The sequence below is a fragment of the Nitrosospira multiformis genome (genome assembly GCF_900111585.1).
GTDB classification, from domain to species: domain Bacteria; phylum Pseudomonadota; class Gammaproteobacteria; order Burkholderiales; family Nitrosomonadaceae; genus Nitrosospira; species Nitrosospira multiformis_B.
Window position 1 is genome coordinate 128323 of the sequence record NZ_FOHI01000004.1, and the last position, 18898, is coordinate 147220.

At 50.4% G+C, this 18898-nt stretch carries 15 protein-coding genes and 1 pseudogene; 9 read left to right on the top strand and 7 right to left on the bottom strand.

Going from position 1 to position 18898, the window contains the following annotated elements; genetic code table 11:
• Positions 1-60 precede the first annotated feature (60 nt).
• From BMW46_RS07845 to BMW46_RS07855, 3 genes are all read right to left on the bottom strand, one after another.
• Positions 61-1155, bottom strand: a complete 1095-nt coding sequence (locus BMW46_RS07845; protein WP_218141772.1) for a uroporphyrinogen decarboxylase/cobalamine-independent methonine synthase family protein — start codon at positions 1153-1155, stop codon at positions 61-63.
• Positions 1156-1505: 350 nt separating this feature from the next.
• Positions 1506-3320 (bottom strand): hybrid sensor histidine kinase/response regulator, encoded by a 1815-nt coding sequence (locus BMW46_RS07850; RefSeq protein ID WP_074706919.1) that lies wholly within the window; start codon positions 3318-3320, stop codon positions 1506-1508.
• Positions 3321-3734: 414 nt separating this feature from the next.
• Positions 3735-5831 (bottom strand): PAS domain-containing hybrid sensor histidine kinase/response regulator, encoded by a 2097-nt coding sequence (locus tag BMW46_RS07855; RefSeq protein ID WP_074706922.1) that lies wholly within the window; start codon positions 5829-5831, stop codon positions 3735-3737.
• Positions 5832-6281: 450 nt separating this feature from the next.
• On the opposite strand from BMW46_RS07855, the gene BMW46_RS07860 reads away from it, so the two are divergent.
• From BMW46_RS07860 to BMW46_RS07880, 5 genes and pseudogenes are all read left to right on the top strand, one after another.
• On the top strand, positions 6282-8723 hold the full coding sequence (locus BMW46_RS07860; RefSeq protein ID WP_256376999.1) for a PAS domain-containing hybrid sensor histidine kinase/response regulator: 2442 nt from the start codon (positions 6282-6284) through the stop codon (positions 8721-8723).
• Between the two features lie 393 nt (positions 8724-9116).
• Positions 9117-9925, top strand: a pseudogene (locus tag BMW46_RS07865) (SDR family oxidoreductase).
• 271 nt (positions 9926-10196) lie between these two features.
• Positions 10197-10430: a KGG domain-containing protein gene (locus tag BMW46_RS07870; RefSeq protein WP_011380822.1), complete on the top strand. Its 234-nt coding sequence runs from the start codon at positions 10197-10199 to the stop codon at positions 10428-10430.
• Positions 10431-10565: 135 nt separating this feature from the next.
• Complete coding sequence (locus tag BMW46_RS15115) at positions 10566-10970, top strand: hypothetical protein (protein WP_143121429.1); 405 nt, start codon at positions 10566-10568, stop codon at positions 10968-10970.
• Between the two features lie 722 nt (positions 10971-11692).
• Positions 11693-13522 (top strand): ABC transporter ATP-binding protein, encoded by a 1830-nt coding sequence (locus tag BMW46_RS07880; protein ID WP_074706929.1) that lies wholly within the window; start codon positions 11693-11695, stop codon positions 13520-13522.
• Positions 13523-14124: 602 nt separating this feature from the next.
• On the opposite strand, the gene BMW46_RS07885 is transcribed toward BMW46_RS07880, so the two are convergent.
• Positions 14125-14553 (bottom strand): hemerythrin domain-containing protein, encoded by a 429-nt coding sequence (locus BMW46_RS07885; protein ID WP_256377000.1) that lies wholly within the window; start codon positions 14551-14553, stop codon positions 14125-14127.
• Between the two features lie 540 nt (positions 14554-15093).
• Here BMW46_RS07885 and BMW46_RS07895 point away from each other — a divergent pair.
• Positions 15094-15591, top strand: coding sequence for a hypothetical protein (locus BMW46_RS07895; RefSeq protein WP_143121430.1), 498 nt, complete (start codon positions 15094-15096; stop codon positions 15589-15591).
• Positions 15592-15787: 196 nt separating this feature from the next.
• On the opposite strand, the gene BMW46_RS15955 is transcribed toward BMW46_RS07895, so the two are convergent.
• Both BMW46_RS15955 and BMW46_RS15560 read right to left on the bottom strand, forming a co-directional pair.
• Entirely contained in the window at positions 15788-15949 is a 162-nt protein-coding gene (locus BMW46_RS15955) for an undecaprenyl diphosphate synthase family protein (protein ID WP_218141773.1), read from the bottom strand.
• Between the two features lie 22 nt (positions 15950-15971).
• Positions 15972-16169: a hypothetical protein gene (locus tag BMW46_RS15560; RefSeq protein ID WP_218141774.1), complete on the bottom strand. Its 198-nt coding sequence runs from the start codon at positions 16167-16169 to the stop codon at positions 15972-15974.
• Positions 16170-16243: 74 nt separating this feature from the next.
• Here BMW46_RS15560 and BMW46_RS07905 point away from each other — a divergent pair, with 74 nt between their 5' ends.
• Positions 16244-16681: an MBL fold metallo-hydrolase gene (locus BMW46_RS07905; RefSeq protein WP_074706940.1), complete on the top strand. Its 438-nt coding sequence runs from the start codon at positions 16244-16246 to the stop codon at positions 16679-16681.
• A 200-nt stretch (positions 16682-16881) separates the two neighbouring features.
• A complete protein-coding gene (locus BMW46_RS07910) occupies positions 16882-17220 on the top strand; it encodes a hypothetical protein (RefSeq protein WP_074706943.1) in 339 nt (112 codons plus the stop codon).
• Positions 17221-17394: 174 nt separating this feature from the next.
• Here the strand turns inward: BMW46_RS07910 and BMW46_RS07915 are convergent, their stop codons facing one another.
• Entirely contained in the window at positions 17395-17925 is a 531-nt protein-coding gene (locus BMW46_RS07915) for a DUF4142 domain-containing protein (RefSeq protein WP_074706945.1), read from the bottom strand.
• A gap of 252 nt (positions 17926-18177) precedes the next feature.
• On the opposite strand from BMW46_RS07915, the gene BMW46_RS07920 reads away from it, so the two are divergent.
• A complete protein-coding gene (locus tag BMW46_RS07920) occupies positions 18178-18438 on the top strand; it encodes a hypothetical protein (protein WP_074706948.1) in 261 nt (86 codons plus the stop codon).
• Positions 18439-18898: the final 460 nt, after the last annotated feature.

Below are 18898 nucleotides of genomic sequence, written 5' to 3' on the forward strand. Positions count from 1 at the left end.
CCAAAATCAACATATTTAATGGCAGGATCTAGTCTGATACATGCTCTTCGAGAATCTATTTCAAGATGTGCAGGATTGTGCAATTCCGCCGAGTATGCTGGATGCAAGTGCCGTACCTTGCACTCGTGCTGCAATTTTCGCAAACGCCGTCTCCCTGGTGGTAGAGATATCATCACAAAAAGGCGAAAAACCGCAATCGTCAGTTGTTCCCAGCTGCTCAACCGGTATGAACTCCGCTGCTTCCACGATAAGGTCACAGATGTGCTCGGGCCGCTCCACCTCCGGGTTGATTGGGGAGGTTACTCCAATAAAAATTTTTTGATCCGGCTTTAGATGGGCCCGAATCATATTAAGGATACGTAGACGGTCTTTCTCACCAGCAAAGGCTATATAAAAGTTTTTTGCCTTCAACTGAAACAACTTTGGCAAGAGTTGAGAATAGTCGATATCGGCACTGTGCGTAGAATCGCGGTCCCCTCCAGGACATGTGTGGACGCCTATTCTGGAAAGCTCATCTGAATTAAATCGGGATAGCGCCATATTATTAAGATCAATAAAACTATCCAGAAGTCTTCCTGTGGGATCAATTTTCAGTGCCAGGCGTCCCTCGGTAAAATCGACCTGGACTTTGTGGGCGCCTTTATGGAGGCAGCGTCGAACCTCCGTTTCGTGTTCGTTCAATAAATCCTCGATAAACTGATCCCGAGAGTATCCCTCAATTTCTTGGGCGGGGTACATTAAACTTAATGCAGAAGGGGAAATAACAGCCTGTTTTACAGGTAGATTTGTGTAACGCATGGCTGTTTCGAGATAATAATCCGCATATATGCGATACCGAAATGGTCCTTTCTTCAACATTGGCATCCTTCGATTATGTCCCGCGGAGAAGGGAATAATAAAGCCTTCAGGTGTCGTATTTTCCAGTCCATGGACGCAATACGTCCAAAAGTTGTGATATTTACGCTGTTCGCCATCGGTTATAACAGGGGAGCCCGTCGCTTCAAATCTTCTGATAGTTTCTATTATTGCTGCTTCGTATAGGTGATCAAGTGAGGAATCCATCCGCGGGTTCCAACCCTTGCTCTCAATGGTCTGGATGAGCTCGAGAGGGCGGGGGATGCTTCCGATCGGCTCGGTCGGTATTGTCAACATCATATATTTCAAGTCCCGTTATAGCTGTGTTTTTCAAAAATCCATTAAATTGAGTTTTTCTCCTTCTGGCTTTAGGTGGGCGCAAAGCCAGAGGTTATGTCATATACTTATTTATTATTATTTGGTTCTGGCGTATTTTTTTCAAGTCCCCGCAGACCTAGGGATTGAGCTATATACGATAGGGGATTAGGCAGAAAAGCGCCTGGGGATGTCAGGAAATGCGGATAAGAGTCAATGGGAGAAGGGTCCGTTCAAGTGGCGTAAACGGAATTACGTTCCCCCTTGGTGATAAAGGGGAGAATTCTTTCTTATATAGAAGCAAAAAAACTTATTGAGCTTCCATGAGAGATGAATTATGAGAGGGATTGGCCTGGCACGAGGTCTGTGATGGCTGCAATCAACTTAGGCGTGTCCAGGGGCTTGATGACATGTTTCTGGTAGCCTGCAATCATCGCTTTTGTCCGGTCTTCGGGACGGGCAAAGCCGGTAAGCGCAATTGCTGGTGTAGATGAGCCTGTACTTTTTGGCATGCTTCTTACTTCCCGGATAAACTGATATCCATTTTTGCCTGGCATGCTGATATCGCAAATTATCACATCCGGTCTCTTTGCTTTTAGAATTTCCAGACCTTCTGCGGCACTGCCCGCAATAATTACTGTGCCACCTTGCGTTGTAAGGGCCTCTTTCGCAACTTCAAGAGAATCTCTCTCATCGTCGATGACCAGAAGCGTGAGGCCAGTGAGCGGGAGGCGTGTGTCGTCGCACTCTAATAGAATATCGGTTTGATTCTCGATTCCAGTCCCCGTATCGCGATGCTGAATCAAAGGAAGGCTGATAGTAAAAACCGAGCCTTTACCTTCTCCGTCGCTTTCGGCAATCACGGTGCCTCTGTGAAGCAAGACTAGTTCCTTCACAATGGCAAGTCCTAGACCGAGACCGATCTGTTGCCGACTGGCAGGAGAATCAGCTTGACGGAAGCGATCAAAAACATGGGGCAGAAACTCTCGTTTAATGCCGATTCCCGAATCCTTTACCTTTACTTCAGCGCGAGAACCCACCCTCCGAACATGGATTTCTACTTCTCCTTCCGCAGGGGTAAATTTTATGGCATTAGACAATAAATTCCACAGGACTTGCTGAAATCGATTTTGGTCGGCCAGGACAAATCCTACCTCAGAATCGATTATTTTTCGTAGCCGAACTTTTTTTGCTTCCGCCCCTGGTGCTGCCGAATCTACAACGACTTCCGTAAGACTTGAAAGATCGATTCTCAGCAGTTCCAAGGTAACTTTTCCGGCAGTGATCCTGCTCATTTCGAAAAGATCCTCGATGAGCTTATTTTGGATCTTGGCGTTTCGCTCAATGGTCTCAATTCCTTTACGAATACTCTCGCTATTCATTGTTCCCTGTAAAATAAGCTGGGACCACCCGAGAATGGCATTGAGCGGATTCCTCAATTCATGTGACAGCATTGCGAAAAACTCGTCTTTGGAGTGATTGACTCGTTCCGCGTCTTTACGCATTTCCCGTTCTTTTGCAAGAAAGCGCCCCAATTCTTCGGTTTTCATCTTTGTTTCGTGGATGTCCATACAATATCCCACCCACATCCAGATCCTATCGCCAGCATCGCGGATCGGTATGGCGCAGGATGAGTGCCAGCGATAGCTGCCCGTTGCGTGTCTGAGCCGATTTTCCACCCAGAATGGCTCGCCGGTTCGTAGGGATTGTTTCCACCGTTTTAAATTCTCTTCTATGTCCTCGATGTGAATAAGATCAACCCATGCCCAGCCTACCAACTTCCCCAGACCCACTCCCGCATATTCGAACCAGCTCTCGTTAAAGTAATCCTTGGTGCCATCGACGCGCGCAGTGAATATTTTTAGAGGAGTTTTTTCAGCGACAACGCACGTCCGACATTCGGCTTTCCGCTTGTATGCTTCCTGATATAGATACCCAGGCATTTTCCTGAACTCCGATCTTTCCCTTTCGACAGTACTTGTAGCACGAAGAATGGTGAGCGAATGATCCAATTGTCTTGCCTTATCTTGCAAGTCTAATTTTGCTTGTTCAAGAATGCGCTCAGCCCGGAGACGGGCTCTCAAAATTGTCTGAGCAGTTTGTAAAGCAACCGATTGCAGTAAAGCGTCTTCATTATCCTTTCTTGACATGGGCTATCCTTTCTGGAGAGACTGATCGCACTATGATCGGGGAATCGCTAAATGAAGCTACAGGCCCAGGCTCTGGGGTACTACGGCCTCGGGATATTGAATAGAACGGTGTGTAACGGCTGAAGCGAAATGAAATGAAATGAAATGAAATGAAATGAAATGAAATGAAATGAAATGAAGTCAATGCTACTGAGCAAAGAGGAACTGGTTGCAAACTGTTCTTGCAATGCGGCTAGAATGCAGTGGCATAACATGTACTGTACCACGTGAAGCGGGTAAACGTGGTAATATTGTAGAGGCTGGGCCGCTGCGTCCATGTAATCGGAGTTGTGCTGGGGGTATTAGGCCCGTGTCCCGTTCCTTCCGCGTCAACTTGCCTGTCCGCCTGTCCAAGTATTTATTTACCCGCCCACGCTAGCTACTTGCTGTTTTTGCTGGCGCCATAAGGCTTCCGATGGAAGCGATCAGTTCTTTTGATTCCACAGGTTTGGAGAGGTGCACCTGATAACCCGCCATCATTGCACGGGTACGATCTTCCGAATGCGCAAACGCGCTCAGTGCGATTGCCGGTATCTCCCCTCCCTGGATTGCAGGAAGCCTTCTCACTTCGCGAATAAACTGGTAGCCGTCTTTTCCCGGCATGCCAATATCGCTGATCATCACGTCCGGCATCTGGCTTTTCAGTATCAACAGTCCTTCCATGGCGTTTGCTGCGGTAATGACCTCAGCCTGCTGCTGCGCGAGCACCTTATGGATGAGCTCGCGCGAGTCCCGTTCGTCATCAACGACGAGAATCCTCATACCTGAGAGAAGGATATTGCCATCCTTCTTGGTGGAAGGTGTGGCGTCAGGGAACTGTTGTCTGTCCATACCGTCCTTGATCGGGGCGGGCGGCAAGGTGACGAAAAATGAGGCACCCTGACCTTCTCCCTTGCTCTCTGCGCGAACCGTTCCACCATGCAGTCCCACAAGCTGCTTCACGATGGCAAGTCCCAGCCCCAGGCCCCCATGATTTCGGGTAAGGGAAGAGTCGGCTTGCCGGAAACGATCAAAAACGTACCCGAGGAATTCAGGTTTGATACCCACCCCGGAATCTTTTACGATGACCCTAAGCTGCGATGCGGCGCGTTCCACGATTACCTCTACAGTGCCGCCGTCAGGCGTAAATTTGACAGCATTGGAAAGAAGGTTCCAGATTATCTGCTGAAGGCGATGGTTGTCACCTAGAACCCGTCCTGCAGTGGCATCGATCGTTCTTCGGATACATATTCCTTTAGCTTCGGCTGCGGGTGCAACAGATTCGACTGCTGCCTCGGCTATTGCGCCAAGGTCCAGTTCCTGCATATCCAATCGGATTTTGCCAGAAATGATGCTGCTCATTTCAAGAAGATCTTCGATAAGCTTGTTCTGTGCCCGGGCGTTTCGCTCGATGGTTTCCAGACCCCGCTGAATGTCTTCGTTTTTCATTGTTCCCTGCAAGATGAGCTGCGACCATCCGAGGATGGCATTAAGCGGTGTTCTAAGCTCGTGGGACAGGGTTGCCAGGAAATCATCCTTGATGCGGTTCGCACGTTCGGCTTCGCTTCGCGCAATCCGTTCATTTTCAAGGAGCTGTTTTTTCTCTTCATTTGCGCGTTTGAGCGTATCGATATCCGTGTTCGAACCGACCCACATGGATATATACCCTTTCGCGTCGCGCCGCGCTTGTGCCTGAAGCAGGTGCCAGCGGTAAGTGCCATTCGCTTGGCGGAAACGGCACTCCATCTGCAGATGCTCTCCAGTGTTAAGCGAGTGTTGCCAGTGCCGCACGCACTCCGGGACGTCGTCGGGATGGATGAGCTTGATCCATTCCCAGCCCTGCATTTTCTCAGGAGCAAGACCGGTGTAATCCTTCCATTGCTGATTGAAATAATCCACGGCTCCATCCGCGCGCGCAGTGAATATTTTCTGGGGCATGGCCTCAGCCATGAAGTGGAGGCGCTCGGTACTTTCCTGCAACGCTTCTTCGGCATGTTTACGCGCCGTGATATCTCTAAAGCTCCATACACGGCCTACGCATAATCCCTTTGCATACTGAATCTTCGAAAACCGTTCAAACATCCGGCCATCGGTAAGTTCCAGCAAGTCGTACGTTTCAGGCGGCCAGACAGCATATATTTCCTCTATTCTCTCAAGATATTGCTTCGGGTTCGCCAAGTACTTGCAACTAAGCTTCTGCAGTTGCTTATGCTGATGCAATTCAACGATATCGGGGAGCTTAATCTGCCACATCTGTAGATACCGTTCATTGTAGCGAAGCATATGGCCATACTCATCGGTAACCAGAATTCCGTCGGCAGTGGATTCTATGGTCGCTCGCAGGATAGAGAGTGACTCATCAAGCTGCTTCGTTTTATCCTCAAGGGCCCTTTTGACCTGCTGGAGCTCATGCTCGACCCGTTGACCGGCCTGAAGTACGGCGTTTGTATGCAAGGTAACTGAGGGCGGCAGGCTTTCATCATTATTATCCATTATCTTTTTTATTCCCCTTTATGAAGTTTGTCCAAGCCAGGGTAGCTTTAAGCGGTAATCACCGGCAGCAGACACGCGTGTAAACTGATCTGTTCAAGAGTTTTGACAGCCATATATAGAGGAGGTTTTACTTATTGGGTCTCTGCAAACTCAAGACTGCCCCTGACGCTGGCCGTCATGAATGATTCAAGCAGGACTTGAGGGGGGCCTGCCTTGTTGATGTCGTGGTTGTGCGCAGAAGGAGGGGAAGTGTGCTCCTTGTGTATGGTGTGGCGAGAACCGGAGCGATTTTACGGATATTCGCATTAGAGCGCTCCAGATCATATTGAAATCAGTCAGGAATCGGAAATTTGGAGAGCTTCGTCAGGCTCCGGAGCATGAGTTATGCTAGGCTTTGAACAGGATTCTCCACAATGCGTAATATCAATATTGTGTCAGAAAGAGGAAGGGATGAACGAGCGGGAAACCACAAGCTCTGCAGAACTGCCCAGTTGGCTTCGAGGCAGCGAGATGGGTGAACTGATTTTTGCCCATGATTGGATCGATTCGGGTCTTGGACCTATATCGGCATGGTCGCCTGCTCTTCGATTCGCAGTCAACATGATGTTGCTGATGCCTTCGGCCGTCCTGTTACTGTGGGGACCAAAGCTGATACAAATCTATAACGATGGTTATCGCAATCTGATGGCTGCCAAGCATCCGGATGGATTGGGACAACCTGTTTCGGAGTGCTGGCCTGAGGTATGGCATTTTCTTGCGCCCATCTGTGAGGGGGTGATGGAGCGATGCGAGTCCTTCAGCTTTGATGATCAACCGCTCGTCATTAATCGGACCGGAAACCCTGAAGAGGCTTTTTTCAAACTCACCTACAGCCCCGTTCCCGATATCAAGGACAACTTTTCCAGGGATGCTTCCCCAAGTGCGAAGCAAACCGGAGTGTCGGGTGTACTGGTGACGGTAACCGAGACAACAGAGCTTGTCCGGGCACGTGCTCATGAAGTGGAGAAAATCAGGTTCAAGGAGGCATTGGCTGAGCAAGCGCTTCGTGAGAGCGAGCAGCGCTTCTGCCAGGCACTCGAGATTGAAACGGTCGGAATCATTTTCTTCAATAGCGAAAATCGGATTACTGAAGCGAACGACGCGTTCCTGGAAATGAGCGGCTTCAGTCGGGAAGATGAGCGAGCAGGGTTGCTGCAATGCGATGAGCTAATCCCGCCAGAGTGGCGAATGACTACTTTCCGGGCTGCGGAGGAACTCAAGGCAATGGGACGTGTCGCCCCTCATGAGAAGGAATTATTTCGCAAGGATGAGTCCCGATGGTGGGCATTAATCGCGATGAAGCAACTCAATGGCAACGAGGCGGTAGCATATGTGGTCGACATAACGGAACGCAAACGCGTCGAACATAGCCTGCGCGAGAGCGAGGCAAGATTCCGTGCGCTGGCCGAGGCTTCCCCAGCCTTGATCTGGCAGGTGGATCCACAAGGAAATGCGGTTTATCTTAACCAGCGCTACCAGTACATGTTTGGGAAGAGTCTGGAAGAGTTGATGCCGACCGGATGGCGCGGGCTTCTTCACCCTGACGATGCACCTGCATATATTGCCGCGTTCGAGCGGGCGCTACATGATCGCGCGCATTTGAGATATCGGGTCCGGGCCAGGACAGCCGAGGGAGAGTGGCGCTGGCTGAAATCGTATGCCTTGCCGTGGTTTACCGTCAGGGATGAGTACGCGGGGCATGTGGGCATATCGATAGACATTACTGAAGCAGTAGCTGCAGAAACCGCTCTGCTGGAGGCCGACCGTCGGAAGGATGAGTTTCTGGCTACGCTGGCGCATGAGTTGCGTAATCCGCTCGCACCGATTGTCAGCGCGCTGACACTCATTGCACGCCCCGATGGAGCAGCCGAAATACCTCGTCTGTTGCCCGTTATCAGCCGGCAGGTCAACTACATGGTGCGACTGGTGGATGATCTCCTGGAGATATCGCGCATCACCAGCGGAAAGGTGGAATTGCGCCAGAAACCCACTGATCTGGCCATTGTCTTGCACAATGCAGTTGAGGCCAGTATGGATCAGATAAGGGAAAAGGAGCTCGAATTGAGCGTATCCATCACCACTACGCCTTTGATTGTGTATGGGGACACGGTGCGCCTGGAACAGATCTTCGCGAATCTGCTCAACAATGCTGTGCGTTACACCGGGAGGGGTGGGCAGATCTGGCTTACCGCCCGTCAGGAAGACTATAAAGCTGTCGTATCCGTGAAGGACAATGGTATAGGAATATTACCCGGGATGTTGCCACGTTTATTCGATATGTTTGCTCAGGAGCGACGCAGCGGCATGGGCACTCAGGAGGGATTGGGCATCGGTCTCAATCTGGTGGACCGCCTTGTCCAGATGCATGGCGGTAGTGTCGAGGCCTCGAGCGAAGGGAAGGATAAAGGCAGCGAATTTACAGTGCGCCTGCCTTTGTCCGAGATCACTACAAATGGAAAAAGTGGCCAATCCGCGAAGGTGGCATTCGCACCGCATGAACTCCGCGTGCTGGTAGTCGATGACAATCAGGACGCCGCGGAGGTCCTGTGTATGTTGTTGCAATCAATGGGAGTGGATGTCAAAGCAGTGGATAGCGGGCCTGCCGCACTTGCCACGATTCCCCATTACCTGCCTGATGTGGTTCTGATGGATATCGGTATGCCGGGAATGGATGGTAACGAAGTGGCACGACGTATCCGTGCGCAGCCGCAGTTCAACAATATAAAACTCATCGCGCTGACCGGCTGGGGTCAGGAAAAAGACCGACAGCTGTCGCACGAGAGCGGCTTCGACCATCATCTAACCAAACCGGTAAACTTCAAAGTCCTGACAGAACTGATTGCTTCGATCTAACCGTGTGTTTTGTCTTCCGGGTTGCCCGGCTGGTCTTCGATTCGGGTGACCGAACTGTTTATCGTCATGCTAAGCTTCCTTGGCCCAATCACGTGAAAGTCTGCCTGGGCCTGAACTTTGTGAATCCCGCCTTTCGAGCTGTTTCATCATCTATGGCTCGGCACACTCCCGTTAAGGAGTGGTAAGCACCGTTACCCCCGTGGATGTCGAATGCCCGTTATGTGCGATTCTGCACAGTCGAAATATGGGCCAACTTCTAGCCTTGATACAGCTACCTGATTTTTCCCATGTCATTTTTTCAAGGTGAGAATCATGCAAACCTCTCTTAAACCTCTCAACCAGCAAGTGGTTGTGATTACCGGGGCATCAAGCGGCATAGGCCTTGCTACAGCAATGCTTGCAGCAGAACGGGGAGCAAAGCTCGTTCTTATTGCCCGTAGTGCTAAAACACTCAAGCATTTGGTTGCAAGGATAGCAAACACGGGAGGGACGGCTATCGATGTTGTCGCAGATGTTGCCGATCGGGAAAAAATGCGTCTCGCGGCACAAGCCGCGGTTGACCGTTTTGGCCACATCGATACCTGGATCAATAACGCAGGTGTAGCAATTTATGGACGTCTCGACGAAGTCAACGAAGCCGACAGCCGGCGTCTTTTCGATACCAACTTCTGGGTGTCGTCAATGGTTCGCTTGCTGCCTTGCCCTACCTGAAAAAGTATGGCGGCGCGCTCATAAATGTAGGCAGCGAAACTTCCGAGGCTATCGTGCCTCTTTTGGGAATGTATTCCGCATCCAAGCATGCGGTGAAAGGTTTCACTGATGCATTACGTGTGGAAGTCCAGGAATTCGATAAAGCACCGGTAGTGATTACGCTGATTCAGCCGTCCGCCGTGAATACACCTTTTCCGCAGCATGCCAAGAATTATATGGACAAGGAGCCAAAATTGCCGCCCCCTCTGATCAACCCCGAGCAGGTCGCTGAAGCGATACTAAAAGCAGCTACTGAAGGAGGACGTGACGTAAAGGTGGGTGCAATGGCAATCGTCAACACGACGATATCCAAGCTGGCGCCGAGTCTCGGAGACAAGATGTTCGCCAGGCGTGGAAGCGGTCAGCGGGAAAGAATCCCGCCGCTACATCCACACAGCACTTTATATGAACCGGGAGAATCTGGATCGGCACACGGTCATGCATCATCATGAGTTCCATGGCAGTAGAGACAGGCTATGCATTCATCTTTTATATCCTTTATTTTCCTTTGATAACTTGCTTGATTTTTTGGAGTATGTGTGGCTCCGTACATAAAACAATCAGTTCGCCAACTAAGATGAAAACTGGGTTTCACCAAAGATTTTTCCTGAAATTCGTTGGATGGCAGAGATCAGGCTTCCGAGGACATAAAAGAAGATCGCCGGGGATAGTAGAAGCATATGTTCAATGGGATTCTCAATATTTTTGTACAAGGAGATAAACATGCCTTCATCAAAAAGCGGTAGCGGCAATACCAGCAAGCGGGGGTTCGCTTCCATGGATCAGGAGAAACAACGGGAAATTGCGAGTAAAGGTGGAAAAGCAGCTCATGCGAAAGGTACTGCCCATGAATTCTCTTCCGAAGAGGCTCGCGAAGCCGGACGGAAAGGCGGTGAAGCCTCCCATGGTGGTGGAAGAGGCAGCTCATCTTCAAGCCGTGGCAGTTCATCCAAGTAGCATGGCAAGGCAGGTGACTGAAATGAACAGAATCATTAGGGGGACTTGCCAGAGATTCCCTCAGAGATTCCTTGAGTGAAAAAGGTGGATCCATTTACTTTTTTCCGTTCTGAAATTTATTCTCGGGAGATTTCCATGAAACAGCTTTGGACGTTGAAGAAAGCGATTATCTCATCTCTAGCGACAACGGCATTTGCTCTAGCAGGAGGAGGACTGGTGTACGCCCAGACAGGTACGGGGGCGACGACCGGGACACCAAGTCAGGGAGCATCGGGCATGCACTCGGCGCCGGGTCAATATGACGCTGGCTCCGGAGAAAAAGGTCAATATGATAAAGGTCAGTATGGCCAGAAAGGCGAGCGGTCCAAAAAAGGCACCGATATGGATCGGCGGGGAGACGACAGTAGCACAGGTTACAGGTCAGGTGGTAGCTCTGCTGGCGGTTCGGGCGGAGGTACGGGGAGTACTGGTGGCGGTTCGGGCGGTAGTTACGGGGGTGGATCTGGCGGGCACTCGGGTGGTGGCGGCAGCAAGTACTAGTATTTACTGCCCGTCTGCTGGATTTTGGTTCCTAGCCAGCTCATCTTTTTAAACAAGAAACCAATCAGGGATTGACCATCGGTTGCAAGCAGTAATCAACAACCGTTTTGATGGCTACAGGACGAACGTGATGGTGCGTGTCCCAGTATCCATTTCCCTCTCCCACCAGTGGGGGAGGGACTGAATAATGTAATGCTTCCCAGCGCTTCTCCCCATGTAGGAGAAGAGATAAATGTGCTTCCCAAATCCCCCTACCCACTCCCCTTACGCACGAGAGGAGATAACCGGTATTTCTCCAATTCCTCCATTCTCCCCTGAGCCGTCATTCTTCTTGAACACCGGCACCTTCCCTCAGTCGCCCCGTCCAGATCGTTCAAAAAAGCCATTTTCCGAGTAAACCTCGAGTGTGATCCAGCGTTATAGCGGCTGAATCAGTGCGGCTGTATCCGAACGTATAAAACGCATTCGAACCCACTGGCTATTGCTGGAACAGGAGTCAAAACATCCCTGAATTCGATCAACCAAGAGATCATCCCTTGGATTATCTTGCTCGCCGTTACACAACCGGTGAAGAAAGGCTTCCCTGAATTTCTCCTGTGATGAATATGTCGATCAAGACCAGCTTCACGCCTCTGGTTTGCAACGAGGCAAAATTGATTCCCATTTGCACCCCCATTTCTAGTCAGACTCCTGTGTTTTTTCAACCCTGAGGTTCTTTTTACATGTTCGCTTTTTTTGAGCAGCGCGTTCGGCCCACTGTCGTCCCTAAAAAATCCCCGCCCCCGGAGTTGCTGGCGTTCTATTGGCACTTTATCAGCCAGACGAAAGGTTTATATGCGGCACTGTTTGCTACGGGGTTAGCCGTGGCTCTCATCGACACGCTAATTCCCGTTTTCATTGGGCGTCTTGTAGAGGTGATGGAGGCGACCGCGAGAGTTGCCGCGTTGCGCGATGCAACTTCAATGCTATTAGGCATGGCATTGCTGGTGCTGGTCGCCAGGCCGCTCGCGACTCTGATCGATAGTCTTGTGCGTCACAATGCCGTAGTACCTGGGGTAACCAGCATGATCCGCTGGCAGAGCCACTGGCACGTCATCCGGCAAAGTTGGTCGCTCTTTCAGAACGATTTTGCCGGACGCATGGCAAATCGTGTGATGCACATGGGCGATGCGGTGCGCGAATGCGTAGTGTCGAGCATTCATGCCATCTGGTACATCGGCGTATATGGCGTTTCCTCGCTGTGGATCATGAGCGAGGCTGACTGGCGGCTGGCGATCCCCACGGTGTTATGGTTTATCGCATATGTTTTTTTCCTGCGATACTTTGTGCCGCGCATGCGTGACCTGGCAAGAAGCAGCAGCGAGCGGCGCTCCGCGGTGATGGGGCGTGTGGTGGATAGCTATAGCAACATCCTTACCGTTAAGCTGTTCTCGCGCGCGAGCGACGAAGATGCTTACGTGCGCGAAGCAATCGAACACCATACGATGGCTATTGCCGCTCACATGCGCATGATCACAAAATTCTCCACCACCTTATCCCTGCTCAATGCGTTTCTGCTGGCAGGCACGACTGCGATCGGCATCATGTTGTGGTCCCAGGGAAGAATTGATGCGGGTGCGGTGGCTATGGCTGTGCCGCTGGCCTGGACGATCGCCAATGCGGCGGGATGGGTCAGCTGGGAACTGAATCGGGCTTTTGAACACATGGGCGTGGTCCAGGAAGGCATGCAAACCGTTGCCGTGACGAACGCTCTGGCCGACAAGCCCGACGCGCACGAGCTGGATGCCGGTGAAGTACGCGGAGAAATCCGTTTCGAGAGATTGACCTTTACATTCGGCCGCAGCGATGGTCGCAAGGTGCTTGACAGTCTCAATTGTGTCATTCGACCGGGCGAGCGCGTCGGGCTGGTGGGCAGTTCGGGTGCTGGCAAATCCACCTTGATCAATCTGCTGTTGCGCTTCTACGAGATGGAGTCAGGCAGTATCCGGGTCGATGGACAGGATATCCGTGAAGTCACGCAGGAGAGTCTGCGGCGTTGCATCGGGGTCGTGGCGCAGGATGTATCCCTGCTGAATCGCTCCATTGCCGAAAACATTGCCTATGGCAGCCCGGGAGCAACCCGGGAACAGATTGAGGCGGCCGCCAGGCGCGCTCAAGCGCATGACTTCATCATAAGCCAGAGGGATTGGCTGGGACGCACGGGCTACGACGCCCACGTAGGCGAGCGTGGCGTCAAGCTCAGCGGCGGGCAGAAACAGCGCATTGCCATCGCCCGCGTCATGCTCAAGGATGCACCGATCCTGATACTGGATGAGGCTACCTCGGCCCTCGATAGCGAAGTGGAGCTTGCGATTCAGGATCAGTTGATGGGGCTGATGGAAGGCAAGACAGTGATTGCAATTGCGCACCGGCTCTCCACCATCGCTTGCCTGGACAGATTGCTGGTACTCAAGGATGGATGTATCGTCGAGGAGGGCACGCACGAGGAACTTCTCAGGCAGGGTGGCCAGTATGCCATGCTTTGGCGGCATCAGTCGGGAGGGTTTCTTTGATTTGCGGAATGGGAGGGTATTGATGAAAGGCTTTCTCTGGTATCCAATTTTTCTTGTTACGAACGTGCTCCCAGCATAGATACCCTCTTAACCGGGCCCCTGAATAAAGGGGCCTGCAAGGTTGAAAGAGAGAAAGCGGATTAACACGCAGATGACGTCCGGGCTGAATATCTCGGCATTTCTTATCCGGAAGCTGTTCTGATAACGCTGAAGCCGTTCTCAATTAATGCTCAAATTCAGATCGGTACTTCATACCGAGGGGAAAAACCAGAAACTCGGGACTGGTTTTGAAAAATTCAATTGTTAGTCATTCACCAGTACAGCGACGATGACAGCGGCTCCTATAGCCAACCTATTCCCAATACGCCCAAGCCAATAACCAGTATCACTATATAAGCAATCCAAGAGAGAGTGCTATTCACTGCATTCTCCTGTTTGTTAGAAAGATATGACATGTCTACATCGTTCTTCTTTCTTTTTGCCGGTTATTCCATGTACCAAACCGAAGTGGTTGATCCTTCCCCGAGCGAGGGATCAGCTTCGATTGCGCAAACTGCTCGGGATCAGGGAACGAACCAGCTTGTAACTCTCCTTCACTTCAGTTATTCCTGCTCCTCCATGAGGGCTTCTTTACGCTCCTCTATTTCAGACCCGAGTTCTTCAAGATCCATTTTTGCTTTCTCCACCTTCGGGAATATCTCGTTCTGTTCTTCCTCTATATGGTGATTAACGTATTCGCCGAGGACGCTTACCATAGCGTCATACATTGGGTCTGAGCTGCTCGTTGATTGAATTTTTTCGATGAGATCCTTGGCGGCTTGATGCTCCACAGTTGCTTCGTTCATCAGATCATCATCATCAATTGCTTCACGCGCGGCAGGATAGAATATTTCCTCCTCCAGCTGCGCATGGATCTTGAGTTCCTGGCAGATCTGCTGCACGAGCTCTTCCTTGCCTTCCTCCTGCTTTTTGTGCAGTTTTTCGAACTCCTTGAACATCTTCTTGACTTTGTTGTGGTCGTCAGTCAGCAATTTTATTGCGTCATGTTTGGACCTTCTCGTGGTTTTGTATTCCGTGGTTTTATGTGAAGTGGTTTGCGCAGTTGGCATGATGACCTCTAATGGAATGTAGGGTTGAATGGCTTGCTGTTTATGCTCAGCTCATGAACGCACAGCATGAACGAAAGATAATCTTAAGGATTGGAGAGTTCTGTACGGCAACCCACACTGTTCTTTTCCCCGCTTCCTCCGTTTTCGTGATTCGCAAAATAGAAATGAAGCAAGCAGTCAGGAACGAGGAATGGCAGACCGATGACGAGCTATGTATGCTCTCGCACAGAATGAGCCGTTTTGTCACTTTATGATGTAGTCATTCTCCCGCAAATTGGAGACAGGAGTCACCACTTGAGATGGAATCGGGAAGATTCGATTGAAAGTGTGAACAGTATGAAAACTCCGGTAGGGGAATGAGGAAATCGGGGGGATTCAAAATTCAAGGCTTAATGAGGAACAAGAGTTCAAGGAATACTACCCCGTGTCTTTAAGTTCAATATGCATTTCAAGGAGAGAAAAATGGTGTGTTCATCAATTTTGAACAAGAAAACCTGCATTACGGCAATGGCTGTGCTGGCGTTCGGATTTGCCGGGAGTTCGTATGCTCAAAGCAGTTCGATGTCGACCGGCGCGACAAGCGGGGCGTCCACCGGCCAAGATAATGCAGGCAAGAAGGGCGAGGGTAGTTACAACAAGAAGGACAACCCAACAAGGGGCACGAAAGATACCTTGGGGAGCGACGAGCCTGGCAGCGCGGGAAGCGGAGGGAGCGGTTCCGGTGGTTCAAAATCATCGACGGGAAGCGCATTGGGTGGATCAACAGGGGATAAGGGGTTCAGCAATGTGAGGGAAAATAAAGGAGGTAAGGGTGCGCGTGGCATCCTGGGCGGCAGCACCGATACAAAAGCAGGCCATGCCGGAGAAAGCATAGGCAGTGGCGGTACCGGAAAGAGCGACAAGTCGAAGCTTGACGCAAGCGCCCCCGCGGATGGGAGCAGCGAAGGTGTTGCCAAGTAAGCAAATTCGCATTCAATGCTTGAGTCCACCCGCACCTGAGATTAGCCTTTCCCTGCTTTAGCCAAGGGAAGCTTCCTCAGTTCTTTCATTTTAATCCATGAAAGGTGTTTGTACTGATACTGCCTTCGAGCAACAGCGGGGGTACGGAAACCCTCCACTGCGATAATCCTCTATTCACTACAAGGGAAAGTGAAGGCTATCCTCCAAAAGTCCGGTCTTGCCGTTTGAACCAAGAAAGTGCCTCATCAAAATGCCGGGCTTCAAAATCCGGCCAGAATTCGTCCCGTATATAAAAATCCGCGTAGACTGATTGCACAGGCAGGAATCCACTTGAGCGGCATCCGCCTCCCCATCGCACGATCAGGTCAAGGCGAGATACGTCACTTGAACACAGCTCCCCCTTTGTTAAGCCCGGCGAGATCCCATTCGCAGTCGTAATTGATAAGTAGGTTCACCTTCATGCCACTCCCCCGGCGAATCCTGAACGTTTTCAAAATTTCTGGAAATTGCGCCGAGGTCTCATCTCCCACTACCAGAAGGGCTGCTCCGCGCTGCGCAATTTCAAAAGCAAATGCCACTGATGCATCGGTAAAGGCACGTTTTTGAGCGTCAGGCCGTCGAGAAAGGCAACGCCTTACTTCGGGTAACTGCCATGCCGGGGCGCAATGGACCACCCATTGTTGCTAAATTGCTGCCCAAAGTAATGGGTTCGATGCTGGATTTTGGAAGCAAGAATTCGTTGCGCAGCTACCGGATGTATATCAGTGGTGACATGATGGTTTTTGACGATATCAAGGACATCCCAAAGCGCTACCCAGGGGTCGACCTGGCTCTATTGCACCTGGATGGCACGCGGCTGCTTGGCCTTGTCACCGTAACAATGAATGCCAAAGAGGGTGTCAGAATTATGCAAATCATTATTCCCAACAAAGCTATTCCTATCCACTACAACGATTATGATGTTTTCAAGTCTCCTCTAAGCGATTTCAAGGAGGAAATAGAGCGCGCGGGACTCCAGGAAAAAATAATTTATCTGGAGCATGGCGATACCTACAAGTTTGATTCGGAAGAGAATAATCAGAGCGGCTAACTCCTTCCTCCCTGCATTTGCCAGTTTTCAGCGGGCAGTGCTGTTCAATCTTCACATTTCCCATAATGACCTTTTCTTTGTTTTTCCTGGTTTGAGCGCTTCGATTTTTTCTGCTTTGTGTGTAAACGTACGGAAAGACCCTTTGATCTGAGTAGCATTTCAATTCAGCAATTTTGCTGGATTAATCGTGAGGAATTCCTATGAAAAACATTTTCATACTGAAAAAAGCGGCACAGGTTGCTGCGCTTGCTGGCGTAATCGTTTTCAGCGCTGCCGGGATGGTTCAGGCAGCGGGGACACCAGAGCAGACTGGTGAATATGGAGACATGTCCAAGCACGGAAGCGGAAGCACGGCGCCTGAGCCCCATGGTTATAAGCAGCAACCCGACTCTACCTCCGGCGGCTATGATAAACCGCATGACAAGCGGCATGATAAACCCCACGGTAAGTCCGGGGATAAATCATACGATAAACCGTATGACAAACCTGCTGGTCAGAGCGGGGGATCATCGGGCCAGTCAGGCAGCGGAGGGTATTAGATTTTCAAATCCGGGGTCAAGGCGATAAATCCGCCTTGTCCCCAGCTTTACTGGCGACTGCTTTTTTCAGTAACTAATATTGCGCACCGGTGACGCAACATTCTATTTTTCTCTCATGGGGTTCCCACAGAAAAACCAGAACAGTGAGGAAGTGTTTCCTCACCGGCTTTTCTGTTACTTGAGAGTAGATTTGATTTTTTCTGCGTGCTCAAGGTGCGAGACGAGTGTTGGACGTGTTTTAACCAGCAATGCCTTCAGTTCCTCGTTCTTGACACTGGGCACGAGTTTATTGTCGGCAACTTCGATCACCTTCTTATGAAGCGCGATTTCGCCGTCAATATATGCTTTGTCGAATTCCTTTCCGCTCAAGCCTTTAAGTTTTTCGAGACCGGCTTTGGCGTCGTCCTTCAAGCTCTGACTGATGGCGTTGTCCTTAGGGGTGACATTGAGTTTTTTCGCAAGCTCAGTCGCTTGCTGATTGCTGTCCGTATGGTCCGCGATCATTCGATGTGCGTAGCCATGAACGTCTTCGTTCGAGGCCTTTTTCTTGGCCAGGTTTCCGTTTTCAATATCAGCGGTGTTCGCAGTTACCACAATGTGTGCGATTTCCGCGTCAGTGAGAGCACCTTGAGTATCTGCCGCTTGTACGCTGACGGTAAACGCAGGAAGCATCAGAGCCATTGCCAGTACGACCGATTTTTTCATAATTCTTCTCCTAAGTATGAGTGTTTGGAATGCTTGCATTAATAAAAATGCCACTTGATAAGGGATATGCAGCGGGAACCGCCACTGACAATGATGGGACTGAGCTACGAAAGTTTCTGTGCGCTACCAGACACAACAATGTGTAGGTAAGGTGGGAGGTTGTGCGCTATCGCACTGAGTTTTGGTTGTCAGTGAGAGGAGAATAAGACATATGTAGATTGTAATTGACCGATAAACCTTGCAGGGGCCATCATGGAAGATCCACGAGAAAACAAAGATGAGGAATTGAGGGAAGATGAGACAATGGCTCAAATGCCGGATGAAGCGGATGAGGGTGTGCCCGTTGATGAAGAAACCCACGGAAACAGAGTTCAGGAAAAGATAGGAAACCGTGGAACCAAGAAACAGGAAACTCAGGAGGAAGCGAAAAAATCAATTACCGGAACTGAAGCACATCACGATCCGAGAAACGAGCATCCCGATTCCGGTCCGGCTCCTCTGAAACGGTATTAATTTTTCATCCCTTTTGTTCGATGGAACTGCACATACTACTTTCCGCTTGGCAATTCCCTCCAGAATGCACGTTCTCGGCGCGTGGAGGCACGGGGCAACCAAGAGTGATCGTAGGCACGCGCAGACTTCTGAGGGATATCTTGCCCACGCCGTTAAGTCTACTCAACAGTTATTTCTTCGAACACATCTCATTTCCAACGGAAAAACATCCTTTTGCGGGGGCGCTGTTATTTGTAATCGCCCCATGTATGACGAGTGAGAATTAGAAAAACTTCTATGACGAAGAGGTTTTTCTAATTCTCACATCAGAGAACCTGCAAATAATATGACACTCATTCTCATCTGGATTAATGTTCTGCCCCCAGACAGGAGAGGTTTTTGCTATGGGGCTGATAGTCCTATTTTTTCTCTTGTTACTAAGAACACGATTGATCCCTTCGGAAGAGAGTAAGAGGATAAC